General features: G+C 71.9%; 26 protein-coding genes. 13 read left to right on the forward strand and 13 right to left on the reverse strand.

The genetic code is table 11. The features are described 5' to 3' along the window. Positions 1 to 73: 73 nt before the first annotated feature. The 7 genes from ACIBN2_RS02965 (at position 74) to ACIBN2_RS02995 (ending at position 6,711) form a co-directional block, all read left to right on the forward strand. Entirely contained in the window at positions 74 to 1,189 is a 1,116-nt protein-coding gene (locus tag ACIBN2_RS02965) for a Gfo/Idh/MocA family protein (protein WP_399132328.1), read from the forward strand. Beyond that, positions 1,186 to 2,124, forward strand: a complete 939-nt coding sequence (locus tag ACIBN2_RS02970; protein ID WP_399132329.1) for a PmoA family protein — start codon at positions 1,186 to 1,188, stop codon at positions 2,122 to 2,124. The genes ACIBN2_RS02965 and ACIBN2_RS02970 overlap by 4 nt, the downstream gene beginning before the upstream one ends. Further along, positions 2,118 to 2,879, forward strand: a complete 762-nt coding sequence (locus tag ACIBN2_RS02975) for a cupin (protein ID WP_399132330.1) — start codon at positions 2,118 to 2,120, stop codon at positions 2,877 to 2,879. Before ACIBN2_RS02970 ends, ACIBN2_RS02975 begins: the two co-directional genes overlap by 7 nt. Before the next feature lie 97 nt (positions 2,880 to 2,976). Further along, positions 2,977 to 4,260, forward strand: coding sequence for an ABC transporter substrate-binding protein (locus ACIBN2_RS02980; protein ID WP_399132331.1), 1,284 nt, complete (start codon positions 2,977 to 2,979; stop codon positions 4,258 to 4,260). Further along, positions 4,257 to 5,201 carry a carbohydrate ABC transporter permease gene (locus tag ACIBN2_RS02985; protein WP_399132332.1) on the forward strand — a complete coding sequence of 315 codons (945 nt, stop codon included), beginning with the start codon at positions 4,257 to 4,259 and terminating at the stop codon, positions 5,199 to 5,201. The genes ACIBN2_RS02980 and ACIBN2_RS02985 overlap by 4 nt, the downstream gene beginning before the upstream one ends. Next, on the forward strand, positions 5,198 to 6,067 hold the full coding sequence (locus ACIBN2_RS02990) for a carbohydrate ABC transporter permease (RefSeq protein WP_399132333.1): 870 nt from the start codon (positions 5,198 to 5,200) through the stop codon (positions 6,065 to 6,067). Before ACIBN2_RS02985 ends, ACIBN2_RS02990 begins: the two co-directional genes overlap by 4 nt. Positions 6,068 to 6,072: 5 nt before the next feature. Further along, entirely contained in the window at positions 6,073 to 6,711 is a 639-nt protein-coding gene (locus ACIBN2_RS02995; RefSeq protein ID WP_399132334.1) for a hypothetical protein, read from the forward strand. A gap of 120 nt (positions 6,712 to 6,831) precedes the next feature. Here ACIBN2_RS02995 and ACIBN2_RS03000 read toward each other — a convergent pair whose 3' ends face one another. From ACIBN2_RS03000 to ACIBN2_RS03025, 6 genes are all read right to left on the reverse strand, one after another. Beyond that, positions 6,832 to 7,257: a VOC family protein gene (locus tag ACIBN2_RS03000; RefSeq protein ID WP_399132335.1), complete on the reverse strand. Its 426-nt coding sequence runs from the start codon at positions 7,255 to 7,257 to the stop codon at positions 6,832 to 6,834. 59 nt (positions 7,258 to 7,316) lie between these two features. Beyond that, the gene (locus tag ACIBN2_RS03005) at positions 7,317 to 8,171 is read right to left on the reverse strand and encodes a helix-turn-helix domain-containing protein (protein WP_399132336.1); all 855 of its coding nucleotides are present in this window, start codon (positions 8,169 to 8,171) and stop codon (positions 7,317 to 7,319) included. A 61-nt stretch (positions 8,172 to 8,232) separates the two neighbouring features. Next, a complete protein-coding gene (locus ACIBN2_RS03010; RefSeq protein WP_399132337.1) occupies positions 8,233 to 10,614 on the reverse strand; it encodes an ATP-binding cassette domain-containing protein in 2,382 nt (793 codons plus the stop codon). Between the two features lie 69 nt (positions 10,615 to 10,683). Beyond that, positions 10,684 to 11,976 carry an MFS transporter gene (locus tag ACIBN2_RS03015; RefSeq protein ID WP_399132338.1) on the reverse strand — a complete coding sequence of 431 codons (1,293 nt, stop codon included), beginning with the start codon at positions 11,974 to 11,976 and terminating at the stop codon, positions 10,684 to 10,686. Positions 11,977 to 11,985: 9 nt separating this feature from the next. Next, on the reverse strand, positions 11,986 to 12,795 hold the full coding sequence (locus tag ACIBN2_RS03020; RefSeq protein ID WP_399132339.1) for a YqjF family protein: 810 nt from the start codon (positions 12,793 to 12,795) through the stop codon (positions 11,986 to 11,988). Next, on the reverse strand, positions 12,792 to 13,892 hold the full coding sequence (locus ACIBN2_RS03025) for a LacI family DNA-binding transcriptional regulator (protein ID WP_399132340.1): 1,101 nt from the start codon (positions 13,890 to 13,892) through the stop codon (positions 12,792 to 12,794). Before ACIBN2_RS03025 ends, ACIBN2_RS03020 begins: the two co-directional genes overlap by 4 nt. Before the next feature lie 184 nt (positions 13,893 to 14,076). Between ACIBN2_RS03025 and ACIBN2_RS03030 the strand changes: the two genes are divergently transcribed. Further along, positions 14,077 to 15,132 carry a glycoside hydrolase family 5 protein gene (locus ACIBN2_RS03030; protein WP_399132341.1) on the forward strand — a complete coding sequence of 352 codons (1,056 nt, stop codon included), beginning with the start codon at positions 14,077 to 14,079 and terminating at the stop codon, positions 15,130 to 15,132. A gap of 82 nt (positions 15,133 to 15,214) precedes the next feature. Here ACIBN2_RS03030 and ACIBN2_RS03035 read toward each other — a convergent pair whose 3' ends face one another. The 3 genes from ACIBN2_RS03035 to ACIBN2_RS03045 all read right to left on the reverse strand — a co-directional run bounded on the left by ACIBN2_RS03035 (position 15,215) and on the right by ACIBN2_RS03045 (position 17,247). Continuing rightward, positions 15,215 to 16,021: an SAM-dependent methyltransferase gene (locus tag ACIBN2_RS03035; RefSeq protein WP_399132342.1), complete on the reverse strand. Its 807-nt coding sequence runs from the start codon at positions 16,019 to 16,021 to the stop codon at positions 15,215 to 15,217. Between the two features lie 87 nt (positions 16,022 to 16,108). Further along, positions 16,109 to 16,369, reverse strand: coding sequence for a DUF397 domain-containing protein (locus ACIBN2_RS03040; protein WP_399132343.1), 261 nt, complete (start codon positions 16,367 to 16,369; stop codon positions 16,109 to 16,111). Then, positions 16,366 to 17,247: a helix-turn-helix domain-containing protein gene (locus tag ACIBN2_RS03045; protein ID WP_399132344.1), complete on the reverse strand. Its 882-nt coding sequence runs from the start codon at positions 17,245 to 17,247 to the stop codon at positions 16,366 to 16,368. The genes ACIBN2_RS03040 and ACIBN2_RS03045 overlap by 4 nt, the downstream gene beginning before the upstream one ends. Positions 17,248 to 17,448: 201 nt before the next feature. Between ACIBN2_RS03045 and ACIBN2_RS03050 the strand changes: the two genes are divergently transcribed. Further along, positions 17,449 to 17,877, forward strand: a complete 429-nt coding sequence (locus ACIBN2_RS03050; RefSeq protein ID WP_399132345.1) for an ATP-binding protein — start codon at positions 17,449 to 17,451, stop codon at positions 17,875 to 17,877. 19 nt (positions 17,878 to 17,896) lie between these two features. On the opposite strand, the gene ACIBN2_RS03055 is transcribed toward ACIBN2_RS03050, so the two are convergent. Further along, positions 17,897 to 19,336 carry a PP2C family protein-serine/threonine phosphatase gene (locus ACIBN2_RS03055; RefSeq protein WP_399132346.1) on the reverse strand — a complete coding sequence of 480 codons (1,440 nt, stop codon included), beginning with the start codon at positions 19,334 to 19,336 and terminating at the stop codon, positions 17,897 to 17,899. Between the two features lie 63 nt (positions 19,337 to 19,399). Here ACIBN2_RS03055 and ACIBN2_RS03060 point away from each other — a divergent pair, with 63 nt between their 5' ends. Further along, positions 19,400 to 20,194, forward strand: a complete 795-nt coding sequence (locus tag ACIBN2_RS03060) for an SAM-dependent methyltransferase (RefSeq protein WP_399132873.1) — start codon at positions 19,400 to 19,402, stop codon at positions 20,192 to 20,194. A gap of 14 nt (positions 20,195 to 20,208) precedes the next feature. On the opposite strand, the gene ACIBN2_RS03065 is transcribed toward ACIBN2_RS03060, so the two are convergent. After that, a complete protein-coding gene (locus ACIBN2_RS03065) occupies positions 20,209 to 20,610 on the reverse strand; it encodes a hypothetical protein (RefSeq protein WP_399132347.1) in 402 nt (133 codons plus the stop codon). Positions 20,611 to 20,644: 34 nt separating this feature from the next. Next, positions 20,645 to 21,067: a hypothetical protein gene (locus ACIBN2_RS03070; RefSeq protein WP_399132348.1), complete on the reverse strand. Its 423-nt coding sequence runs from the start codon at positions 21,065 to 21,067 to the stop codon at positions 20,645 to 20,647. Positions 21,068 to 21,263: 196 nt separating this feature from the next. Between ACIBN2_RS03070 and ACIBN2_RS03075 the strand changes: the two genes are divergently transcribed. The 3 genes from ACIBN2_RS03075 to ACIBN2_RS03085 all read left to right on the forward strand — a co-directional run bounded on the left by ACIBN2_RS03075 (position 21,264) and on the right by ACIBN2_RS03085 (position 24,790). Continuing rightward, complete coding sequence (locus ACIBN2_RS03075) at positions 21,264 to 22,106, forward strand: SMP-30/gluconolactonase/LRE family protein (protein WP_399132349.1); 843 nt, start codon at positions 21,264 to 21,266, stop codon at positions 22,104 to 22,106. 484 nt (positions 22,107 to 22,590) lie between these two features. Beyond that, complete coding sequence (locus ACIBN2_RS03080; RefSeq protein ID WP_399132350.1) at positions 22,591 to 23,706, forward strand: GNAT family N-acetyltransferase; 1,116 nt, start codon at positions 22,591 to 22,593, stop codon at positions 23,704 to 23,706. 100 nt (positions 23,707 to 23,806) lie between these two features. After that, positions 23,807 to 24,790 (forward strand): S1C family serine protease, encoded by a 984-nt coding sequence (locus ACIBN2_RS03085; RefSeq protein ID WP_399132351.1) that lies wholly within the window; start codon positions 23,807 to 23,809, stop codon positions 24,788 to 24,790. A gap of 71 nt (positions 24,791 to 24,861) precedes the next feature. On the opposite strand, the gene ACIBN2_RS03090 is transcribed toward ACIBN2_RS03085, so the two are convergent. Next, positions 24,862 to 25,515, reverse strand: a complete 654-nt coding sequence (locus ACIBN2_RS03090; RefSeq protein WP_399132352.1) for a hypothetical protein — start codon at positions 25,513 to 25,515, stop codon at positions 24,862 to 24,864. Positions 25,516 to 25,521: the final 6 nt, after the last annotated feature.

Raw genomic sequence — 25,521 nt, forward strand, 5'->3', positions numbered from 1 at the left:
CCGCACCTAGGGTCGCTCCGAGTGCAAGCGCTTTCTGCTTGTCTTGTTCCGCCGTACGTCCGAGGAGCGCCGTATGCCCCCACGCCCCCACCGTCGCTCAGTCGCCGTCGTCGGCACCGGCGCCATCGTCAGTGACAGTCATCTGCCCGCGCTGAGAGCCCACGCGGACCGGGTGGAACTGGTCGCCGCCGTCGATGTGGACGAGGGCCGGCTGGCGGCCTTCCGGGAGCTGGCGGGCGGCGAGGTCGCCGGGTACACCTCGATGGACGCGATGCTGGACGCCGTACGGCCTGACCTGGTCCTCATCGGCACGCCGCCCTCCCTGCACCGGGAGCAGACGACCGCCGCGCTCAGGTCGGGTGCCTGGGTGCTGTGCGAGAAGCCGCTGTGTCTGTCTCTCGCCGAGTACGACGAGATCGCGGCGGCCGAGGAGTCGTCGGGGGCCTACGCCTCGGTGGTCTTCCAGCACCGGTACGGCTCCGGCGCCGTGCACGCGCGCGAGTTGATCGCCGGCGGCCGGGTGGGCGCCCCGCTGGTCGCGCACTGCCAGACCACCTGGCACCGCGACGCCGCCTACTACGCCGTACCGTGGCGCGGGCGCTGGGCCACCGAGGGCGGCGGACCGACCATGGGCCACGGCATCCACCAGTACGACCTGCTGCTGCACCTGCTCGGCCCGTGGGCCGAGGTGCGGGCCATGGCGGCGCGGCTGGTTCACGACACCGAGAGCGAGGACGTCTCGACGGCCCTGGTGCGGTTCGAGAGCGGCGCCCTCGCGACCGTCGTCAACAGCGTGCTCTCGCCGGACGAGGTGAGCCGGATCCGCATCGACTGCGCCGACGCGACGATCGAGCTCACCCACCTGTACGGCCACCGCAACGACGACTGGGTCTACACCCCCGCGCCGCACGTCGCCGCCGAGCGTGCCACGGCCTGGCGCACGCCCGCCGCGGACGTCCCCAGCTCGCACGCCGCCCAGCTCGGCGCCCTGCTCGACGCGTACGACAGCGGCGTACGGCCGCCGGGCAGCGGCCCGGACGCGCGCGCCACGCTGGAGTTCGCGGCCGCCCTCTACAAGTCCGCGTTCACCGGACGGCCCGTGCTCGCGGGCGAGATCGGCCCGGGGGACCCGTTCTACCCGGCCATGCACGGCGACCACCCCGACTGGGCCCCCAAGGAGCGCGCATGAGCATCCGCGTCACTCACGCGTACGGCGACCACATCGCGGTGGCGGCGCCGGACGGCACCGAGATCCTCCGCTACGTCTACCGTCCCGACCCCGACGCCTTCGAGTCGCGCAAGCCCTACGCCCACCCCGTGCGCACCCTCGGCGGGCGCACCGTGACCGGGTACCGCCCGAACGACCACCGCTGGCACAAGGGCCTGCAGATGACGGCGAGCCACCTGTCCGGGCAGAACTTCTGGGGCGGCAACTGCTATGTCCACGGCGAGGGTTATCTGCGGCTGCCCGAGCGCGTCGGCTCGATGCGGCACGACGGCTTCCCCGCGTTCACGGTCGAGGACGACCGGCTCGCCTTCACCGAGGCGCTGACCTGGGTGGAGAACGGCGGCGCGGAATGGGCCCGCGAGGTACGCGGGATCACCGTCCACTCCGTCGACGAGGAGGCCGGCTCCTGGGCCCTGGACTGGACGATCGAGCTCACCAACCTCCGTGACCTGCCGCTGGCCTTCGGCTCGCCCACCACGCACGGGCGCGAGCTGGCCGGCTACACCGGACTGCAGTGGCGCGGCCCCCGCGACTTCACCGGCGGCACCGCCTTCGGCCCCGACGTCGACGGGGGAGCGGGCGCGGACGCGGGCAAGCTGATGGGCACCCAGGGCCCCTGGCTGGCCTTCACCACCGAGCACGACGACGTCGACGCGCACTCCACGCTCGTCTTCGCGCACGCGCCCGAGAACCTCGACGAGTCCGCCGCGATCCACGCGTCGCACTGGTTCGTGCGCTCCGAGCCGATCCCGACGGTCGCCTTCTCCTGGGCGTTCTTCGAGGAGTTCGAGCTGCCGCCCGGCGCGTCCTTCAGCTACCGCTACCGGGTCGTCGTCGCCGACGGCGCCTGGGACCGCGACCGCGTCGGCGCCCACCTGGCGGGCCTGCCGTGGTGAGCGACCCGAGGCCGGTCCTTCCGCACCCGCTGCCCGGCGCGGTCGGCCTGTCCCACCTCAGCGCCTACGACTGGGAGGCCGCCGACGGCGTGTGCGGCGGGAGCCCCCATCTGCATCTGGTGTGCACGGAGGCGTACATCGTCACCGGCGGCCGCGGGGCGGTGCAGACACTGAGCCCCGACGGCTACCGGGACATCCCGCTGGAGCCGGGATCGGTCGCCTGGTTCACGCCGGGCACCGTGCACCGCATGGTGCAGGGCGGCGATCTGCGCATCACCGTGCTGATGCAGAACAGTGGTCTTCCCGAGGCCGGGGACGCCGTCTTCACCTTCCCGCCCGAGGTGCTCGCCGACCCCGGGAAGTACGCCGCCGCGGCAACGCTGCCGCCGGGCAAGGGAGTCGGGACGGAGAAGGCGGCGCGCCGCCGCAGGGACCTCGCCGTCGAGGGCTACCTCGCCCTGCGTGAGGCACTGGTCGCGGGGGACGAGGGACCGTATCTGGAGTTCCAGCGGGCAGCCGCCCGGCTGGTTCGCGAAAAGGTGCCGCACTGGCGGGAGTTGTGGCGGGCCGGTGCGCTCGCCGCCGCCGAACGCACCGGCGCCCAGCTCGACGCGCTCGCGGCGGGCGACGAGGACTACCTCGCCGACGCGACCGCGCACCGGACCGAACCCACGCGGCTGGGCGGCTTCGGCATGTGCGGCCGCCGCGACGAGTACGCGCTGCCGGGCACGACGCTGCCGTACGAGGGTAAGTAGCGCAAAAAGCACGGTAGTTGATAGGGCGTCAGGGGAGGCGTCCGGGGGGTTTTCCACCGAAGACCGAAGACCGAGGAGAGAAAGAGGTGACCTCGGCATGCCCGGACACAGGACAAAGGGGTTCTGCGCGTCGGCCGCCGCACTCGCGCTGTGCGCGGTGCTGGCCGGCTGCGGGGGATCCGGGGAGAGCGCCGGCGGCGGCAAGGTGGTGCTGCGCTACACGTGGTGGGGCAACCCCGACCGCGCGGCACGCACCGAGCAGGCCGTCGCCCTGTTCGAGAAACTGCACCCCGGCGTGCGGGTACAGACGTCGTTCTCCGGCTACGACGCCTACAAGCAGAAGCTCGCCATCCAGGCCACCGGCGGCGACGCGCCCGATGTGATGCAGCTCGACTACCGCCAGATCGACCAGTACGCCTCCGGGCACGTGCTGCTCGACCTCGGCAAGGTCAAGGACGCCCTGCACACGGATGAGATCGACGCGGGGCTGCTGGCCACCGGCCGGGTGCGCGGCACGCTCTACGCCGTCCCGCAGGGCCGGGGCACCGAGACCGCCGTCTACGACGTCGCGACCTGGAAGGCGTCCGGGGTGCCCCTGCCGAAACAGGGCTGGACCTGGAGCGGCTGGGCGGACGCCATGCGTGCCCTCGCGAAGAGGACCGGTAAGCCAGGCGCCACCGACCCGGGCCAGAGCGAGGACGCCTTCGAGGTGTGGCTGCGCGGCCAGGGCAAGGCGCTCTACACCAAGGACGGCCGACTCGGCTTCACCGTAGCGGACCTGGCCCGCTGGTGGACCTTCGCCGACCGGCTCCGCAAGGAGGGCGCCGTCTCCCCGGCCGAGCAGACCACCCAGCTCGACGGCACCGTGGAGAACACCCCGCTCGGCCGCGGCAAGGCGCTCAGCGACTTCAACTGGGACGCCCCGTCCAGCGGTTACCTCGCCATTGTCAAGGGCGGGGTGGCGCTCGGGCCGATGCCGTCGGGCGGGAACGGCACACCCGGCCAGTACTTCAAGCCGTCGATGTTCCTCGGCGCGGGGGCCCACACCTCCCACCCGAAGCAGGCGGCGCAACTGATCGACTTCCTGCTCAACGACCGGCAGGCGGCGAAGATCCTCGGTGCGACACGGGGCATCCCCGTCAACGAGACCATCCGCAAGCAGACGGCCTCGCAGCTGAAGGACTTCGACAGGACGGTCGCCGACTACCAGGACTCGCTCGAAGGCACCCTCAAGGACCCGCCGCAGGCCCCGCCCTCCGGCGACAACGCCCTGCAGACCACCTTCGCGCGCGACTACGACCAGGTGTCGTACGGGCGCATGTCGCCGCGCGAGGCGGCCGAGAACTACGTCACCGAGGCGAAGGCGGAGCTGAGGTCATGACCACCACCGACATCCCCGCGTCCACCGCCCGCCCACCCCGCTCCGCCGCCGCCCCCGGACGGCGCCCCAGGCGCGAACGCGAGGGCGCCGCCTGGGTGTTCCTCTCGCCCTGGGTGCTCGGCGCGATCGTGCTGACCCTGCTGCCGATGGCCGTCTCGCTGTACCTGTCGTTCACCGACTACGACCTGTTCAACGCCCCGCACTGGGTGGGCCTGCGCAACTACACGCAGATGTTCACCGAGGACCCGAGGTACTGGCGCTCGGTCGAGACGACCCTGACCTACGTCGTCGTCGCCGTGCCCCTCCAACTCGCCCTGGCCCTCGGCGTCGCGCTCGCCCTGAAGACCATGAAGCGCGGAAAGGGCTTCTACCGCTCCGCCTTCTACGCGCCCTCGCTGCTCGGCGCCTCCATGTCCGTCGCCCTGGTCTGGCGCGCGGTCTTCAACGACGGCGGCACGGTCGACAACCTCTTCGGCACCGGCGGCTGGATCAACAAGCCCGGCTGGTCGCTGCTGGCCGTAGCACTCCTGACGGTCTGGCAGTTCGGCGCGCCGATGGTCATCTTCCTCGCCGGTCTGCAGCAGATCCCCATGGAGCTCTACGAGGCCGCGGCCGTCGACGGGGCAGGGAAATGGCGGCAGTTCGTGTCCATCACCGTGCCGATGCTGTCGCCGGTGCTGTTCTTCAACCTCGTCCTGCAGACCATCCAGGCGTTCCAGGTGTTCACACCCGCCTTCGCGGTCAGCGGCGGCAAGGGCGGACCCGCCGACTCGACACTCGTCTACACCCTCTACCTCTACGACCGCGGCTTCGTCGCCTCCCACATGGGCTACGCCTCCGCCATGGCCTGGGTGCTGCTGCTCGTCATCGGCGCCGTCACCGCGGTGCTCTTCCGCACATCGCGCTCCTGGGTCTTCTACGCCTCCGAGGGGGACCGATGACAGCCACCGCCCCAACCAGCTTGCCGCGCAAGCCCGTTCGCCGAAGCCGGATCGCCGTGCACATCGGCTGCCTGGCCGCACTGCTGGTGATGCTGTATCCGCTGGCCTGGCTCCTCGCCACCTCGCTCAAGCCGGCCGACGAGGTCATCGCGAGCCTGGACCTGCTGCCCAGCCACCTGGAGTGGTCCAACTACAGGACGGCCCTGGACGGCGTGAACGACGTGTCCGTCTGGCGGCTGCTCGGCAACTCGCTGCTGATCGCGGGCGGGGCGGTGGTCGGCAACGTCGTCAGCTGTTCGCTCGCCGCGTATGCCTTCGCGCGGCTGCGGTTCCGGTTCCGCGGGCCGATGTTCGCGTTCATGATCGCGACGATCATGCTGCCGCACCACGCGGTGCTGATCCCGCAGTACATCATCTTCAACAAGCTCGGCCTGGTGAACACGTACTGGCCGCTGATCCTGCCCAAGTTCCTCGCCACGGAGGCGTTCTTCGTGTTCCTGATCGTCCAGTTCATGCGCGGGCTGCCGCGGGAGCTGGAGGAGGCGGCGCGGATCGACGGCTGCGGGCCGTTCCGGAGCTTCTTCCAGGTGATCCTGCCGCTCACGCGGCCCGCGCTGATCACCACGGCGATCTTCACGTTCATCTGGACCTGGAACGACTTCTTCACGCAGCTGATCTACCTCTTCGACCCGGACAAGTTCACGCTCACGCTGGCCCTGCGGTCGTTCGTGGACGCCTCCAGCCAGTCGGCGTTCGGGCCGATGTTCGCGATGTCGGTCATCGCGCTGCTGCCGATCGTGCTGTTCTTCCTCGCCTTCCAGCGGTTCCTGGTGGAGGGCATGGCCAGCTCCGGGCTGAAGGGGTGAGCCCGATGAGCACACCTCGGACGACGCGGACGACACGGACCCGGGAGCCGGGCGAGGTCTTCGGCCCCCGCATGACCCTGTTCGCCGACATGCTGAGCGTCGGCCTCGCCACGGCGGCGGCCTGTCTGCCCCTCCTGACCGCGCCGGCCGCCCTCTCGACGGCCTGCGCGGTCCTGCGGGGCGCCCGGGAGGCCCAACCGGCCACCGCCGGGCGCTACTTCGCCCTGCTGCGGCGGCGCCTGCGGCCGGGCGACCTGCTGGCGGGCGCCGTGGCCCTGGCGGGCGCGCTGCTGCTCGCCGCTGACCTGGCCCTGGCGCGGGCGGGACTGCCCGGAGCTCCCCTCTTCGCCGCGACGGCCGCCGCGATCGGCGCCTGCGCCACGGTGCTCGGCCTCCGCGCGTGCGCGCGTCCCGAGTCCCTCACGGACTGGCCCGCAGCCGTGCGCGAGGCCGCCCAGGACGCCGTACAGGACGTCGGCGGAAGTGCCCTGGTCCTCCTCGCGGTCGCGACCTCCGCCGTGTGCGCCTGGATGCTGGTGCCGCTCGCGTTCCTGGCACCGGGTCCCCTGGCGCTGGCGCTCACGGCGGTCGATGTACGCCCGGCGAGCGGCTCTGGGCGGGAGGCCGGACTGTCTGGCGGGTGAGGCCGGGCGGGGCGGGCGGTGACGCAGGGCGTTCGGGCGGGCGTACGGGTGCGGCCGGCCGGGCCGGTGGCGGACCGTCGCGCGGTGGCAGCCCGTGCCGCACGCCTCTCCCGGCGGAGCTCAGCGCGGCTCTCCCGCATACGTGCCGAAGTACCACCGGTTGCCCTCCGGGTCCCGGGCCGCGAAGTCCCGGGAGCCGTAGTCGGTGACGTGGAGGTCCGTGGTGATGTCGGCGCCCGCCGCTTTGGCGCGGGCGTGGACGGCGTCCGGGTCGGCGGTGACGACGTAGGCGCTGAAGGCACCGGGCGGTGTCGGTCCGGTGAGGGGGTCCGCTTCCTCGCGTACGGAGCCCAGCATGACGCCGCCGCCCTCGGGCCAGCTGAGCTGGGCGTGATCGACCCGGTCGCCGTCGCCGTGGACCACGGTCTCCTCGAAGCCGAGAGCTTCGACGAGGAAGCGGATCAGGGCCCGGGCGTCGTGGGCGCGCAGGGTGGGCCAGACCTGCGGGGCGGGCGGCTGCTTGGCGGGGTCGGGCGTGGTGGTCATGGTGGTGAGCCTCCGTGTCGCGGGCTTGGGCCCGGCTCGGCCGGTTGACCTGACCAGCTTCAGGCGGGCGGATGGTGCCCGGATTGGATGTTTCGGAACTCCTGCGCCAGCCAGTCGCTGGGCGTGCAGGCGGCCAGCGCGCCGAACTCGCGGTCCAGGTGGGACTGGTCCGCGTAGCCGCAGTCGGCGGCCAGGCTCGCGAGGTCGAAGGCGCCGGGGCGGCCCGCCAGGCGGCGCCGTGCCAGGTCGAAGCGGATGACCCGGGCGGCGGCCTTGGGGGTGAGGCCGATCTCCGCCCGGAAGCGGTTGCGCAGGTGCCGTTCGCTGAGGGCGGTCTCGGCGGCGAGCCGGTCGACGCGCAGGCGCCCGCCGGCCGACAGCAGCCGCTGCCAAGCACCGGCCACCGGCGCGGCGGAGGCCGCCCGTACGCCGTCGTGGCGCGTCGTACGGCGCAGCAGCCAGTCGTCGACGGCGGCGAACCGGGCGGCCCAGCCGGACGCCTCGCGCACCCGGTCGTGGACCTCGTGCACGTCCGCGCCCAGTACGTCGTCCGCGTGGACGTCCGTCCCCGCCAGCTCGCCCGCGGGCAGTCCCAGCAGCACGCGCGCGCCGAGCGGGCTGATCGCGACCTGGATGCCGGACTGCCGCCCGGGGATCTCGATCAGCGCGGGCGTGAGGTGCAGGCCGCCGAGGAGGGTCGGGTAGTCGCCGGGGTCCGCGCCCGGATCGGGATGGGCGGCGATGCTCAGCGGCTCGTCGAGGGTGATGATCAGCGTCAGCCAGGGGGACGGCAGCCCCCGGTGCCGGGCGGGTGGCACGCCGCGCTGGCGATAGCCGGAGTACCAGCCGACCAGTCCGCGCAGAGGCGGCGCGGGCGCCACCCGCACCGCCTCGTCCACGATGTCGCCTGCCATACGGTCATTGTCCCGCGCACAGGCCGGACGGCACCACGGCACCAGCCCCGTGCCGCCCCGGTCAGGCGCCGATGTACTCCGACAGGTGCCGGGCCGTGAGCGTGGTGCGGGCGGCGACGAGGTCGGCCGGGCTGCCCTCGAAGACGACGCGGCCGCCGTCGTGGCCGGCGCCGGGGCCGAGGTCGATGATCCAGTCGGCGTGCGCCATGACGGCCTGGTGGTGCTCGATGACGATCACGGACTTGCCGGAGTCGACCAACCGGTCGAGCAGGCCGAGGAGTTGCTGCACGTCGGCGAGGTGGAGGCCGGTGGTCGGCTCGTCGAGGACGTAGACGCCGCCCTTCTCCGCCATGTGCGTGGCCAGCTTCAGGCGCTGGCGCTCACCGCCGGAGAGGGTGGTCAGCGGCTGGCCGAGGGTGAGGTAGCCGAGGCCGACGTCCGCGAGGCGTTCGAGGACCTTGTGCGCGGCCGGCGTGCGGGCCTCGCCCTCGGCGAAGAACTCCAGGGCCTCCGAGACCGGCATCGCCAGCACCTCGGAGATGTCCCGGCCGCCGAGCCGGTACTCCAGCACCGCGGCGTCGAACCGCTTGCCCTCGCAGTCCTCGCAGGTGCTGGCCACCCCGGCCATCATCGCCAGGTCGGTGTAGATGACGCCGGCGCCGTTGCAGGTGGGGCAGGCGCCCTCGGAATTGGCGCTGAAGAGCGCCGGCTTGACGCCGTTGGCCTTGGCGAAGGCCTTCCGGATGGGCTCGAGAAGACCGGTGTACGTCGCCGGGTTGCTGCGCCGCGAACCCCGGATCGGGCTCTGGTCGACCGAGACGACCCCGAGGTCATCCGGGATCGACCCGTGCACCAGCGAGCTCTTGCCGGAACCCGCGACGCCGGTGATCACCGTGAGCACGCCGAGCGGTACGTCCACGTCGACGTCCCGCAGGTTGTTCTCCGAGGCGCCGCGGATCTCCAGTACCTCGCTGAACGGGCGCACCTCGTCCTTGAGCGAGGCGCGGTCGTCGAGGTGGCGCCCCGTCACGGTGTCGCTGCCGCGCAGCTTGCCGACGGTGCCCTCGAAGCAGACGGTGCCGCCCGCCGTACCGGCGCCGGGTCCGAGGTCGACGACGTGGTCGGCGATCTCGATGACCTCCGGCTTGTGCTCCACGACGAGCACCGTGTTGCCCTTGTCCCGCAGCCGCAGAAGCAGGTCGTTCATGCGCTGGATGTCGTGCGGGTGCAGGCCGGCGGTCGGCTCGTCGAAGACGTACGTGACGTCGGTGAGCGAGGAGCCGAGGTGGCGGATCATCTTGACGCGCTGCGCCTCCCCGCCGGAGAGCGTGCCCGCGGGCCGGTCGAGGGAGAGATAGCCGAGGCCGATCTCCACGAAGGAGTCGAGGGTCTGCTGCAGCGCGCCGAGCAGCGGCGCCACCGACGGTTCCGCCAGTGCCCGCACCCAGTCGGCCAGGTCCCGGATCTCCATCCGGCAGGCGTCCGCGATGGAGATCTTCTTGATCTTCGAGGTGCGGGCGTGCTCGGCGAGCCGGGTGCCGTCGCAGTCGGGACAGGTGGCGAAGGTGACCGCACGTTCCACGAACGCCCGCACGTGCGGCTGCATCGCCTCCTTGTCCTTGGACAGCATCGACTTCTGGATGCGCGGGATCAGACCCTCGTAGGTCATGTTGATGCCCGCGATCTTCATCCGGGTCGGCTCACGGTGCAGGAGGTCGTCCAGTTCCTTCTTGGTGAACTTGCTGATCGGCTTGTCCGGGTCGAAGAAGCCGGACTCCGCGTACAGCCGGGAGTTCCAGCCGCCGCCGGTGTAGCCGGGGATGGTGAAGGCGCCGTCGTTGATCGACTTGCTGTCGTCGTAGAGCTGGGCCAGGTCGAGGTCGGAGATCGCGCCGCGGCCCTCGCAGCGCGGGCACATGCCGCCCACCTTGTTGAAGGTGACCTTCTGCTTGGCGCCTCCGCCCACCGAGATCGCACCGGCCGCCGAGACCGAGGGCACGTTGAAGGCGAAGGCCCCGGGCGGGCCGACGTAGGGCTTGCCGAGGCGGCTGAACAGGATGCGCAGCATCGCGTTGGCGTCGGTGGCCGTGCCGACCGTGGAGCGCGGGTCGGCGCCCATCCGCTGCTGGTCGACGCTGATCGCGGTGGTCAGGCCGTCGAGGACGTCGACCTCGGGCCGCGACAGGTTGGGCATGAAGCCCTGCACGAAGGAGCTGTAGGTCTCGTTGATCAGGCGCTGCGACTCCGCGGCGATCGTGTCGAACACCAGGGAGCTCTTGCCCGAGCCGGAGACGCCGGTGAACACCGTCAGCCGGCGCTTCGGGATCTCGATGCTGACGTCCTTGAGGTTGTTCTCGCGCGCGCCGTGCACGCGGATCAGGTCGTGGCTGTCGGCGGCGTGCAGTGCGGGCGACGGCGAGTCCGTCCTCTTGGCCGTGGTCATCGTCTCTCCATCTGTCGGGCCGGGGCGGGCGCGTGGCGTCTGTGGTCGGCGGGTGGTGCTGCGGTCACGTTAACCGTGGCTCGCGGACCGGCGCTTCTCGATTCCTGACGGGTTACGGCGCCGGTCGCCGCGCCGGGCCGCCAGCAGCACGCAGGCGAGGGTGCCGAGCACCACGGTGGCCAGTCCCGAGCCGCCGATCGTCACCCGGGGGCCCAGCGTCGCGGTGAGCGGGCCGCCGAGTGCCGTGCCGAGCGGTGACGCCGTGAGCAGCACCGCGTTGTTGGCGGCGAGCATCGCGGACAGGTGCCGGGGTGGCGACTTCGCCTGGATCAGCGTCACCGAGAGCGCGACGAACGGGCCGTAGATCACGCCGCCGAGCGTGAAGCACACGACGGTGGCGGCCGTCGGCGCACCGAGTCCGAACGGCAGCAGCGAGAGCCCCCAGGCGATCACGATGGTGACCGTCACGGGCCACAGCGGGAGCCGGCGCAGGGCTCCGATCGCCAGCGAGCCGACGACCGCGCCGACGCCGAACAGCATCCAGTACAGGCCCAGCAGGGTGCCCGGTGCGCGCAGGTCGTCGGTCACGTGCAGCGGCAGGGCGACCTCGACGGGGCCGTAGAGGAAGTTGAAGAACCAGGTGAGCGTGAGCAGGCCGAGGAGCTCGGGGCGGGACCGCAGCAGGGCGAGCCCGCCGCGGGCGGCCGCCTGGTCGACCGGGTCCACGGGGTCGGCGGGGGAGAGGTCCCCCGGCTCCGGCAGGCGGGTGCGTGCGACGAGCACGGCGAGGAACACGAAGGTGAGGGCGTCCAGGGCGAGGACCAGAGCGGAGCTCGCGTACGTCACCAGCACTCCGGCGACGGCGGGTCCGGCGATCGTGGCGGCGAAGTTGAGTGAGCTGACGAAGGTGTTCGCGGCCAGCCGCTGCTCCTCGGACAGCAGTTCGGCGAGCAGGGTGTACTTGCCCGCACTGCCCCACGCGTGCAGCAGCGAGGAGACGGCGAGCAGCACGACGTACAACGGCGGCGTCAGCAGCCCGGCGAGCCACGCCAGCGGCACGGCGCCGATGAACACGCCGCGCACCACGCTGTCCGCCATCAGCAGCCGCCTGGCCGGCACCCGGCGCAGCCGGCGCCCGAACGCGAGAGCGCCGACCACACCCGGCAAGGTGTACGCGGCGACCGCGCCGCCGACCCACAGCCCCTGCGTCGTCTGCGGTGCGAGCTCGATGGCGAGCCACGCCACCGCGACGAAGCTCATGCCGTCCCCGAGGCCGGAGACCCCGAAGCCCACGATGAGCCGCCGGAACACCCGGTTGGCGAGGACGGGCCGGTAGGCGGAGGGCAGGAGACGTCGGATCACGCGGTCACGCTACGGGCGGCGCGGGGCCCGGCGCTTCTCCATTACTGACCGCTCCGGCTGCGGCGTTCCTGATCGCGGACGTATGAGGGACGGCGCCCCGAACCGGACCGGGACACCCGGCGAGTACAGCACGCTGACCGGCGCGCCCCGCATCTGCGGCAGACCGGCCGCGGCGACCAACTCGTCGTCCAGGTCGAGGAGTTCGGCCCGGTGCAGCGGCCACGGCGGGTGGTCGTTCGGCAGGTGCAGCGTGCGGCCGTGCCAGGGGACGTGCATGCCCCAGCGGGCGGTGAGGAAGTGTTCCAGGGGCGTGGGCCGCGCGATGGGTGCGCCGGGCCGCACCACCACCCGGCTCCTGGGCCCGCGTCCCGCCGCCCGCCTGCGACAGGAGGTGTAGGTGAGCACGCCGCCCTCGCGGAGCAGGCGCATCGCGGACCAGACGTAGGGCAGCCGTACGCCCCATCGCCCCACCAGCACGGGCAGGAGGCGGTTCGCGTCCAGGGAGCGGAACACCACGCCGCGGCGGCCCTGCTCGTCCACCGAGTACAGCCGTACGTTCGTCTCGCAGAACGTGCCGAGGTACGGCAGTCCGGGCCCCGGGCCGAGGCCCACCCCGCGCATCAGGAACGGCACCAGACCGACGTAGGTGACTCCGTCGAGGGTGTCGGGGCGGGTCCCGGCGGGCAGCAGCGCGGCCACCCGCTCCGGCTCGACCGGCCAGTGCAGGAAGGTCAGTTCGTGCCAGCCCTGCACCAGCGACGGGCGGCGCACGGGTCGCGGCGTGGACGGGGTGACCGGCTCGGTCTCGCCGTGGGTCACCGGCGGCCGCCCCGTGGCGCGGCGGTGCTGTGCCGGACCACGAGTCCGGCCGGGACGAGGTCGGTGCCGGCCCGTGCGCCGCCATGGGCGCGCATCTGCTCCAGGACGCCCTCGACGCAGCGGCGGCCGACCTCGGCGAAGTCCTGGTGGACGGTGGTGAGGGGAGGCACGAAGTACTCGGCGTCGGGGATGTCGTCGAAGCCGACGACGCTGATGTCCGCGGGCACGTGCAGGCCGCGCTCGTGGAAGGCGCGCAGCAGGCCCAGGGCCATCTGGTCGTTGGAGGCGAACACGGCCGTGCAGTCCGCCTGTTCGGCGAGCGCGAGGCCGGCCGCGTAGCCGGACTCGGCCGACCAGTCGCCGCGCAGGGGCGGCGGCACCGGGCGGCCCGCCTCCTCCAGGACGGTGCGCCAGGCCAGGGTGCGGCGCTGGCCGGCGAAGGACGTCTCGGGCCCGGCCACGTGCCAGACGGTGCGGTGGCCCAGGTCGAGCAGATGGGTCACGGCCTTGCGGGCGCCGTCGGCCTGGTCGGTGTCGACCACGCTGTAGCGGTCCCCGGCGTCGGAGTCCACGACGACGACGTGCACCCCGGGCGGCAGCTGCACCGTGCCGGTGTCGAGCAGGTGGATCTCCATGATGACGATGACGGCGTCGACGGCCAGCTCGCCCATGCGCGTGAAGGCGCCCAGCACGTTGTCCTGGGTCGGGACGTCGATGGGGATCAGTGTGATCGCGTAGCCCTCGGCCGCGGCATGCGTGGCGATCGCCTCCACGGTGCGGCTGTTGCCCGTCGAGGCGAGGCTGAAGAGGATCACGCCGATGGTGTTGAACTGGCCGTAACGCAGGGCGCGCGCCGCGCTGTTGGGCCGGTACCCCAGCTCCCGCATGGCCGCGAGGACCTGCTCCCGGGTCGAACCGATCACGCCGGGATGGCCGTTGGAGACCCGCGAGACCGTCTGCGAGGACACGCCCGCGAGCTTGGCGACGTCGGCCATGGACACGCGCTGTTTGCGGCGCCCGCCGGGCACGCCGGAGCCGCCCCGCTGCGCGCCGCCCGGGGAGGCGGGCACCCGTTGCTCCCGGTCGCTCTGATCCATCGCTGCACCACTTCCGCCCGGCTCCCCGACGCACCGGATGGTACGCGTGAGGCATCTTGACGGCCGCTGGGCCGGATGCCACGATTCCGGCGCCGCCGAGTTTACGTAAACATCGCTTGTCGAGCCAGGTCATGTTTACGTAAACATGCGGGCGCCGAGCCGCCGTCTCCCGAAAGGCACGTCGATGCGCAAGCCCACTGCCACGAACCGCCTCACCCCCCGGCTGCGTGCCGCCTGCGCGGCGGTCGCGATCGCCGCGCTGAGCGGCACCGCCCTCGCCGGCGGCCCCGCCTCCGCCGCGCCAGGCACCGGCACCACCCAGTTCAAGGGCGTCAACTGGGCGGACCCGCGCGACAATTACGCCGACGACCCGGTCGTACTGTCCGGCCTGTCGCTCTCCGACAGCTACGCGCAGACGTACGCCAAGGCGAGCCGGGTGATCTCGGCGTTCCGCGCCAACCTCGGCGCCAACACCGTGCGGCTGCCGATCAACCCGTACACCGTCAACGGCTCGTACTGGAAGTCGTACCGGGGCGTCATCGACGCGGCCTCCGACAAGGGCTTCAAGGTGATCGTCTCCTACTGGGAGGGCACCGGCGCCCAGAAGGACGGCTTCATCGACGACGAGACCACCTACTGGCCCATGTGGAACACGGTCGTGGGCACCTACCGGCACGACCCGCACGTCTACTTCGAGCCGATGAACGAACCCCACGGCTACACCGACGCCCAGTGGGCCGACCTCGCCGCGAAGTGGCTCGCGACCTACCCGTCCGTCCCGCGCAGCCGGGTCTTCGTCAGTGGCGCGGGCTACAACGACCACGTCACCTCGGTCTGCGCCGACCCGCGGCTGAAGGGCACCTACCTCTCGCTGCACCACTACGGCTTCTGGAAGAGCTACGCCACCTACGACCAGTGGGTGTCCGACCTCAAGGAGCGCATCGGCGACTGCGCGGGCCGTACGGTCGCCGACGAGTTCGGCGCGCCGATGACCACCGGCCTCGACTACGACAAGCCGGACGCCGCCGACAACTCGGTCAACTTCATCCAGGCCGACACCGACACCTTCCGCAAGCTCGGCATGGGGTCGGTCTACTGGCCCGGCCTGCGCACCGACGACACCTACTCGATCCAGAAGCTGACCGGCGACGCCGCCCGCCCCTGGCTGGCCACCACCAACCCGTCCGGCGCCGACCGCCTCGCCTGGGCGTGGGGCCGGGGCAGGCCCGTGCAGAACTGAGGCACCTGCCTCGGACCGGCAGGCGTACGGCCCCGGCCCCGCGTGGGACCGGGGCCGTACGACACCCCCAACTGCCGCACCCCTACGGCTTGATGCCCACTCCGGTCCACAGGCTGACCTCGGCGTCCGTGGCCGTGGCCTCGCCGTCCGGGCGCCAGCGGTGACCTACCGAGATCCCGGGCTCGAGCAGTTCGAGCCCGCTGAAGAACCGGGCCACGTCCTGCTGCGAGCGGAACTGCACCGGCGTACCGGCGTTGTTGTAGATGTCGGTGACCTTCTGCCAGGTCGCCGGGTCGAAGTCTGGCGTGCAGTGGCTCAGCGCCAGCGCGCTGCCCGAAGGCAGGACGGCCAGCAGACGCTCCACGATGCCGTACGGGTCCTGCGCGTCCGTCACGAAGTGCATCAGGGCGTTCAGCGACAGGGCCACGGGCCGGCCCATGTCCAGGACCTCGGCGAGTTCCGGGGAGGTCAGCAGCGCGGCCGGGTCGTTGACGTCCGCCTCGATGTACGTGGTGCGGCCCTGGGCGGTGCTGCGCATCAGGCGCTCGGCGTACTTGAGGACGAGCGGGTCGTTGTCGGCGTAGACCACCCGCGCCTCGGGCACCACGGACTGCGCCACCTGGTGCAGGTTCGGCTCGGTGGGGATGCCGGTGCCGATGTCCAGCCACTGGCGGATGCCGTGCTCCCGGGCCAGGACCCGGGTGGCGCGGTGCATGAACGCCCGGTTCTCGCGAGCGCACACGAAGATGGCCGGGTAGGCCTCGGCGACGGTCTCCGCGGCCAGCTTGTCGACCTCGAAGTGGTCCTTGCCGCCGAGGTAGTAGTCGTACATCCGGGCGGAGTGCGGCCTGCTGGTGTCGATGTCCCGCGCGGCGTGCGAGTTGGTCATCCTGTCCCTTTCGGTGGTGTGCGTGTGGGGGTGTCGGGCGGATGGTGGCCGGGGTGGGCCCGGGTCCTTCCCGCCGGTCCGGTGGGGTCAGCCGGCCGTCAGATGATCGGCGAGGCCTCGTTTGACTCCCGCGACGAACGCGGTGATCTCCTCGGGGGTGTAGATCAGCGCGGGTCCGGCGGGATCGGTCGACTGCCTCAGTGCCACACGGCCGTCGGCGAGCTGCTTGGTCTGCACGCACTGGCCCCCGTTGGGACCGCTCCACGGAGACTCCCAGCCATGATCACCGAGGTCCGACGCCGGCATCCCGTTGTAGACATGGCAGACACGGCCGCCGGTAACAGTCATGAGTACTCCTTTCGCATGCGATTCAGGAGCGCCTTGCTGTCCGCGTCCGAGGTCAGCAGGGACATGCGGTTGTGCGCTTCCAGATGGGCCGCCACGTCCGAACGCTGGTCCAGGTACATGGAGCCGGTGAGGACCTCGCTGTAGACGATGTCGGGCAGCTCCGGCTCCTCGAACCGGAAGTAGGTGAAGGGCGCGCACGCGCCGACGTGGGCGCCCGCCGCGAACGGCACGACGTCGACGCTGACATGCTCCAGTTCGGACACCTCCAGCAGCCGGTCGATCTGCTCCCGCATCACCTCGGGGCCGCCCACCACCCGGTGCAGCACGGCTTCTTCCAGCACCGCCCACAGCGTGGGCGCGTCCTTCTTCTCCAGCAGGCTCTGGCGGCGCAGCCGCACGTCCACCCGGCGTTCCAGCTCCTCCTCGCTGCCGTTGGGCAGGCCGCCGCGGAGCACGGCGCGCGCATAGCGAGGGGTCTGTAAAAGACCGGTCACGTAGTGCGGCTCGTAGGTCCGCAGCGTCGTCGCGCCGGTCTCGAGGCTGACGTAGCCGCTGAACCAACTGGGCAGCACATCGCGGTACATGTGCCACCAACCGGGCTCGTTGGCCCGCTCGGCGAGGGGGACGAACTCGTCGATCTCCTGCCGGTCGGCCCCGTAGGTCTCGAGCAGCTTCTCCACGTAGAGGGGCTTGAGCGCGACCTCCGCCTTCTCCAGCCGGCGGATGGTCAGGGACGTCACCCGCAGCGCCTTGGCCGCGTCGTCCAGGGAGACGCCCGCGTCCTGGCGCCGCTCCTGAAGCCGTCGGCCGAGGATCATGCGGAGAACGGTGGGAGCACTGGGGCTGTTGCTGCCAGCGCCCGACCGGCCTTCGTTCACGCCCTACCTCCTGAGGAACCGTCACGAACGCGTCAGCGCAAGCGACTTGATGAAGCCACCAGAACGATACCGGCTAGATGAAAATAACAGGCAGCTGGTTGCAGGTTGAACTGGCCTGTGAGCATAGTTACTTGCGCGAATCTTTGCGACGATCACGCGCACCAGCTCTCCCCCCGGAAGGCAACTGCCGTGTCCCCCCACATGACTTCCTCACCGCAGCTGTTAGACGCCGCTAGCCAGGAACGAACGCACTGGCTCGAACTGCCGCCACACCGCTCCAGCATCAAGGTCGCCCGCCGCTCCGTGAACGCGCGGCTGAGCGCCTGGCGGGTGCCCGCCGACCTGTGTGCCGACGCCGTCCTGCTCGTCTCCGAGCTGGCCACCAACGCCCTGCGCCACACCCTCAGCGCGCGGATCCTGTGCGGCATCGGGCTCGTCACCGACGACTGCCTGCGCCTCGAGGTGCACGACCACGACCACACGGGCCGCGGACTGCCCCGGTGCGAACCCGGCCCCGACGACGAGGGCGGCCGCGGGCTGGTGCTGGTGGAGGCGATCGCGGACATCTGGGGGGTCGACCGGTCCAGACTCACCGGCGGCAACGCCGTCTGGGCCAACCTGACGGTCTGAGCCCGCCCGGCAGGGGAGTTCAGTCCTTCCCGGGCGTCAGTTCGGCCAGCAGCAGCGTGCGGTCGTCCGCGCCCGCGGCGGCGCTGGGGGAGCGCAGCAGCCGCCGGCACAGGGACTGGAGCCGCTGGTGGTCGTCGGCCGGGGCGGGCTCCAGCACGGCCGTGTCCAGGGTGTGTGCGAGGCGGGTGATCTCCTGGTCGATGTCGGCGTCGCGGGACTCGACCAGGCCGTCGCTGTAGAGCACCAGCAGAGACGGTTCGTCCACGGTGAGCACGGTGGCCTCGTAGCTGCCCGTGCCCAGCCCGAGGGGCAGGCCCGGGCTGGCCAGCGCCACCGGCGCGGTCCGGCCGTCCGGGCCGCGCAGCAGTGGGGGAGGGTGGCCCGCGCCGACGAGGGTGCAGGTGTGCGCGCGTGCGTCCCACTCGGCGTAGATGCAGGTCGCGAAGGAGGCGCCCGGGGTGTCGTAGGCGAGGGCGTCGAGACGCCGTACGAGATCCGCGGCGGGGATGTCGAACCCCGCCAACGTGCGGACCGCAGTGCGCAGTTGGATCATCGCCACGGCGGACTCCGGGCCGTGTCCCATGGCGTCGCCGACGACCAGGCTGACCCGGTCGCCCGGCCGTCTCAGCACGTCGAACCAGTCGCCGCCGATGATGTTGCCCTGCCCGGCCGGCAGACAGCCGTGCGCGATGCGGCAGCCCTCGGTCTCGTGGGCGGAGCCGGGCAGCAGGCTGTTGCGGATGGCCAGGGCGGTGCGGCGCTCGCGTTCGTAGCGGCGCGCGTTGTCCAGGGCCGTCGCGGCCCGCGCGGCCAGTGCGGCGACGGCCGTGACCTCCGCCGTCCGGAACGGGGCCCGGTCCGGGCCGCGGGTGCACGCGACGAAGCCGACCGGGGTGCCGCGCAGCCGCAGCGGGACGACGAGGAAGGACGACGCGCGCAGCAGGGCGTCCACTCGCGCGTCGCCGTTGCCGGAGGCGATCAGCCGTTCGGAGGTGTGGGAGTCGACCGCGTCGAGCAACTGCGCCTGTCCGTCGGCGAGAGCGCGCGCGTACGGCGTCGCGCGCGGGAAGACGATCACCTCGCCGTCCGGCAGCAGGCCCGCCCAGTCCTCCGCCGCGTCCGTGCCCACGCGCAGCGCCAGCCGCCGCGCCTCTATCTGGGGCGGATCCGCGGCCGGGTAGGCGTTCTCCTCGCGCAGCCAGCGCTCCAGCAGATAGACCGAGGCCGCGTCGCAGAATCCGGGCGTGAGCGCGTGCACGACATGACTGCCGGTCAGCCGCAGATCCAGCTCCGAGCCGATGACGTCGGCGGCGGGTGAGAAGGCCGAACGCCTGGGTGGGGGCTGGGCGGTGGGGAAGTCGTCGGTGCGGCTGCGCGGTTCGTTCCGCAGGGGTCGTGCCTTTCCGGGTGGGGTCCGGGCGCACGGCGATGAGGGTGGCTCGTCGGGCGCCGTCGGCAACTATATGATGACGCGTCAAGGCCCCTGGTCATAGAGGGAGTTGCAGTGCCGGACAACGCTGGAATGCCACCGGGGACCGATCCCGTCAAGGCGAGTGTCGCCCGCATGTACGACGCCATGCTGGGCGGTGACCACAACTTCGCCATCGACCGGGAGGCCCTCGCCGCCTTCACCGCCATCGACCCCCAGGTGCGCACCCTGGCCCGGGCCAACCGCGCCTTCCTCGGCCGCGCGGTGCGGTTCCTGGTCGAGTCGGGGGTACGGCAGTTCATCGACCTCGGCTCGGGCATCCCCACCCAGGGCAACGTCCACGAGGTGGCGCAGGCCGCCAGCCCCGGCGCCCGCATCGTCTACGTCGACAACGACCCCGTGGCCGTGGCCCACAGCGCCTCCCTGCTCGCCGACAACCCGGACGCGGACATCGTCGACGGCGACATCCGGCGGCCGGCCGACGTCCTGGCCTCCCCGCAGGTGCGCAAGCTGATCGACTTCGACCAGCCCGTCGCCGTACTGATGATCACGATCCTGCACTTCGTCTCGCCCGAGGAGAACCCGGCCGCCATCGTGGCCGCCTTCCGCGACGCCCTGCCCGACGGCGGCTGGCTGGCCCTGACCCACGCCACCAACGAGGACCGCCCGGACACGGCCGACGCCGTCGGCAAGCTGTACCGCTCCCGCGCCACCTCACCCGTCACCGCCCGCTCCCACGACGAGATCCTCGATCTCTTCAGCGGCTTCGACCTGGTGCAGCCTGGCCTGGTCCACGTCCCCGTGTGGCGCCCGGACCCGGGCGACCCGATCCCCGACAACCCCTCGGAGTACTGGGTGTACGCGGGAGTCGGCCGCAAGGCTCCGTGACCGTACGCCGTGCTTCAGCAGTGCTGGATCTGCGACTTCCAGGTGTTCGGGCCGCCCGTGTCCAGATACCAGTCGTTGACGTAGCCGTCCCCGATGCCGTTGTCGACGCGCATCCAGTAGCGGTATCCGTGGCCGTCCGCGTCGGGGTCGCCGGTGGTCCAGCACAGCAGGCCGAGCTGGTCCCCGTTGTGGTACTGGCCGAACACGGGCGACTTCGCCGCGCCGTAGCCCGGCCCGGTGCGCACCGCCAGGTACGAACCGGCGTCGATGCCGGTGACGTTCGCGCACACGGCCGGGTCGCCGGAGATGCTGCACGAGTGGATGGCGGCGCCGGCCGGCCCGGCGCCGGCGAGGACGGCCGCGGCCGCGGCGGTGAGAGCGACTCCCGTCGCGGTGAGGGCACGCAGGTGCTTCATGAGGGTTCCATCCCTTTCTCTTCTTCGACGGGGATCAGGCGCACCGGGGGATCTGCGACTTCCAGGTGCCCGAGCCGCCGCTGTCCAGGTACCAGTCGTTGACGAAGCCGCTGCGGCTGCCGGTGGAGACCTGCATCCAGTAGCGGTATCCGTGGCCGTCCGCGTCCGGATCGCCGGTGGTCCAGCAGTCCAGCTCCAGCCACTGGCCGTTGCCGAACCGGGCCACCTGCGCCGCGCCGTAGCGCGGTTCGGCCCGCATCGCCAGGGACGAGCCCGCCTTGATGCCGATCACCTGCGCGCAGCGCACCGGGTCGCCGGCCCCGGCACCCGGGCAGGGGCGCGGGTCGGCCTGTGCGGGTGTGGCCGTGAGCAGACCGGCTGCGGCGAGCAGGGCCGCGGCCGCCCCCGCGGCGGCCGCCGGCACCGGCCGGGGCCGGGTCGGTCGTGACTTCATCATCGGTTCCTCCGTTCGACTGCCGACGATCAAGACCATGGCATCGAACGGCGAAGCGGACATCCTGTGATGTCTCAGGGTCCGGCGGGCCGCGGCCGTTTCCCGGTCACCGCGTGCGGATGTCGATTCGCCCGGCCCCTGTTCGTATGAAGGGTGGGAGACCGGCACGGTGCCGGTCGAGCGAAAGGGTGTGAGGGCGATGACCCAGGTGTCCGTACTGCTCACCGGCCGGGGCCTGGTGGAGTCACCCCGCTGGCACGGCGACCGGCTGTACTTCTCCGACTGGTCCGCAGGCGAGGTCGTCGCCGTGGACCTGACCGGCCGCAGCGAGGTCGTCGCCCGGGTGCCGTCACTGCCGCTGTGCACCGCCTGGCTCCCCGACGGCCGGCTGCTGGTCGTCTCGTCCAAGGACGGCCGGCTGCTGCGCCGCGAGCCCGACGGCGGCCTGGTCCTGTACGCGGATCTCGGCGTCCCGGGCTGGAACGACATCGTGGCGGACGGCCGCGGCAACACCTATGTCAACCGCGCCCACTTCGACCCGATGGCGGGGGAGGACCCCGAACCCGGTTCCGTGCACCTGGCCGCCGCGGACGGCTCGGTGCGCGAGGTGGCCGACGACATCGCCTTCCCCAACGGCATGGCGGTCACCGCCGACGGCTCCACGCTGATCGTCGCCGACTCCTACCGTCACCAACTGGTCGCCTTCGACATCGGAGCCGACGGCGCACTGTCCCGGCGGCGCATCTGGGCCGACCTCGGGGAGGGCACCCCGGACGGGATCTGCCTCGACGTGGAGAACGCCGTCTGGTACGCCGACGTCCCACACCGGCGCTGCGTACGCGTCGCCGAGGGCGGCACCGTGCTGCGGACGGTGCCGCTGGACCGCGGGGCGTTCGCCTGCGTGCTCGGCGGCCCCGACGGCAGGACGCTGTTCGTCACCGCGGCCCGCTGGCAGGGCATGACGGAGAGCGAGATGGTGGCCCCCGGAAGCGGCCAGGTCCTCACCGTCCCGGTCGAGGTGCCGGGAGCGGGGCGGCCGTAACACCTCCCCGGCCTCACCGCGGCTGCGGGGCCGCCCCGGCTCACAGGAAGGGCGTGCCCCGCGTCGAGCCGTTCAACCTCAACGGCAGCACCCGCACCACCACGGACCACCAGCCCCGCCTTTGGTCATCTTGCCCTTCCGCAGGGGGGATTGGGGGAACAATGGTGGGATTGGGGCTCCCGTTCCATGCGATCCCGCCCACCTGGCAGTTTCCCTTCGGCTTCCCTTCAACCGCAGGGCAGGACATCGATCCGGCCTGATCCCGGCCACTCGTCACAGTGCGGTCTTTGTTGCGGCAGGCACTCTTGACAACATGCGTACTGTTTGGCGAGGTTTGATCCACGGCGGAGACTGCGCCGTGGGGGGACGTCACGGGGGGAGCGGTCGCCGATGCGATCGATGAACAGGGGTCCACATGCTCTGCCGGCCTGTGCCGCGGTCGGGACGTTCCTCGCGGAGCCTGCGGAAGGGCGGATGATCTGACGTGGACGTCACGATCCACAGAGCCGACGAGCTGACCGCCGCACTGCGGGCGGCATGGCACACGGCGATGGACGAGTCTCCGGAATACGCCAATCCTTTCCTGGCGCCGGAGTTCGCGACCGGGATCGGCAGGTACCGCGCCGGGACACGGATCGCCGTCCTCCGTGAGAACGGCGAACCCGTCGGCTTCTTTCCCTACGAGCGCAACGCCTTCGGTGTAGGCCGCGCCATCGGCCTCGGCCTCTCCGACTGCCAGGCGCTCGTGCACCGCCCGGGATTCACCTGGAACTCCCAGGAACTGCTGAAGGCATGCCGGCTGTCCGTCTTCGAGTTCGACCATCTCGTCGAGGAGCAGAAGCCGTTCGGCCGGCACGTCACGGGCCTGTTCGCCTCCCCGGTGGTCGACCTCAAACCCGACGAGAGCGGGTACGCGCCGTGGCTGCGCGGCGCCTACCCCGGCCTCGCCAAGACCACGCTGAAGAAGGAGCGCCGTCTCGGGCGCGACGTGGGCGAGGTGCGCTTCGAGTTCGACGAGCGCGATCCGCGCATGCTGCGCCGGCTCATGCAGTGGAAGTCCGCCCAGTACCGCAGGACGGGCCGCATGGACCGGTTCGCCCGGCCGTGGATCGTGGACCTCGTGCACCATCTCCACCAGGTCCGCGAGGAGCATTTCACCGGCGTCCTGTCGGTGCTCTACGCCGGTGACCGCCCCGTGGCGGCGCACTTCGGGCCCCGCTCGCGCACGGTGCTGGCCGCCTGGTTCACCGCCTACGACCCCGAGTTCCACCGCTACTCGCCCGGGCTGATGATGCATCTGCGCACCGCCGAGGCGGCGGCCCGGCACGGCGTGACACTGCTTGACCTGGGACGCGGCGACAAGGAGTACAAGGACTGGCTGAAGACCCGGGAGCTGCGCGTGGCGGAAGGATTCGCCACCCGGCCCCACCCGGTCGCGGCGGCCCACCAGCTGTGGCGCAGACCGGTGCGGGGCCTGCGGAACACGGTGAACGCCCATCCCGAGCTGCGCACACCCGCCGACCGTCTGCTGAGGACGGTCGGCACACTGCGTACGTCGAGACGGCCGGACCCCGGCACCGAGGGACCTGCCGCCCGCTGAGCGTGCGCGGGTGTCAGCCCGCAGCGAAGTCCTCTCCGCCTGTCCTAGCAAGGGTGTAAGCATGTAATGCACGCCCTTGGGCAAGCGGAAAGGTCGACTTGTGGCCACCACATTTTCCGGGCCCGACCGCTCCGGCAGGGAGCAGGCCGCCCTCGACGCCTACTCGCAGATCGTCACGTCGGTCGCCGCCGAACTCACGCCGAAGGTGGCTGCGCTGAACGTCGCGCACCGCCGCTCCAGAGGGCGATTCGTCAGGGGAACCGGCTCTGCGGTGGTCTTCACCGACGACGGCTTCCTGCTCACGAACGCCCATGTCGTCGGGCACTCCGACGCCGGTACGGTGTCCTTCGCCGACGGCACCACCACCCCCTTCCACGTCATCGGCGCCGACCCGCTCTCCGATCTCGCGGTGGTCCGCGCCGACGGGCCGACGCCGCCCCCGGCCAGGCTCGGTGAGGCCGACTCGCTGCGGGTGGGGCAGCTGGTCGTGGCGGTCGGCAACCCGCTCGGGCTGGCCGGCAGCGTCACCGCCGGTGTCGTCAGCGCGCTGGGCCGGTCGCTGCCGGCCGGCGAGGGCCGGGCGACGCGCGTCATCGACGACGTCGTCCAGACCGACGCCACCCTCCACCCGGGCAGCTCGGGCGGGGCGCTCGCCACGGCCGACGGCAGGGTCGTCGGCATCAACACGGCCATCGCCGACGTCGGCCTGGGCCTGGCCGTCCCGGTGAACGGCACCAGCCGGCACATCATCGCGACCCTGCTCTCCGAGGGCCGGGTCCGCCGCGCCTATCTCGGTCTCGCCGGTATCCCCGCACCGCTGCCACCACCGCTCCGGGCCCGCACCGGCCGAACCACGGGGCTCAGGATCGTCGAGGTCGTGCCCGCCTCGCCCGCCGCCCGCGCGGGCCTGCGGGACGGCGACCTGCTGCTCACCGCCGACGGCGACCCGGTGACCGGCGCGCAGGCACTGCAGCGGCTGATGCTCGAGGACGCCATAGGGCGGCCGCTGTCCCTGACGGCCCTGCGCTCCGGCGCGCTCGTGGACGTCGTCGCGGTGCCGGTGGAGCTGGTCGCGGACGAGTGAGACCGCAGAGGGCGCGCGAGTGGGCGGGACGGCCGTCGACCGTCCCGCCCACTCCGTGATCCGCATCCGGGCTACGCGCCGGCCGGCACGCGGCGGCGGCTCGCGCTGCGGTACGTCGAGATGCCCACGGCCAGCAGCCAGTAGCTGAGGATCGCGCCCATCAGGGCCGTGGTCCCCCAGCCGTTCGCCGCGTAGAAGTGCGCGGGGGTGTTGCCGAAGAACAGGGACGGCACGAACACGAGGTTGACGGCCGCGAGCGCGTAGGCGGACCGTCCGACCCAGCGCGGCAGCAGGTTCGTGCGGGTGACGGCGACGCCCACCGCCGTGAGGAAGATCGCCAGCATCAGGCGGGAGATCGACCCGTAGAGGATGTAGGTGCCGTTGACGGTGATGGTCGGGTCGATCCGGTGGTCGGTGGCGATGACCGCGCCCGCCTCCAGACCGGAGGAGACGAGGGTGACCGTGGCGTAGACGAGTCCGGTGGCGAAGGCGATCGAACCGGCCCACTCGTAGGCGGGATGCGTGTGCTTGACCAGTTCACGGAAGGCCGTCACGAACACCACCAGGAAGGCGAGGGCGACGATGCCGATCAGCAGCCGGGCGAGCACGTTCGCGTCCGTCGGCGGGCCCGAGTAGACGAAGTACAACGGCACTTCGACGATGAACGCGGCCGCGGTGGCGATGCCCGCGGCGCCCGTCAGCCGCCGGGCGAAGATCTCGTTCATGGGTGG

Origin of the sequence: Streptomyces sp. NPDC050534 (assembly GCF_044457745.1) — a bacterium.
Lineage (GTDB): Bacteria > Actinomycetota > Actinomycetes > Streptomycetales > Streptomycetaceae > Streptomyces.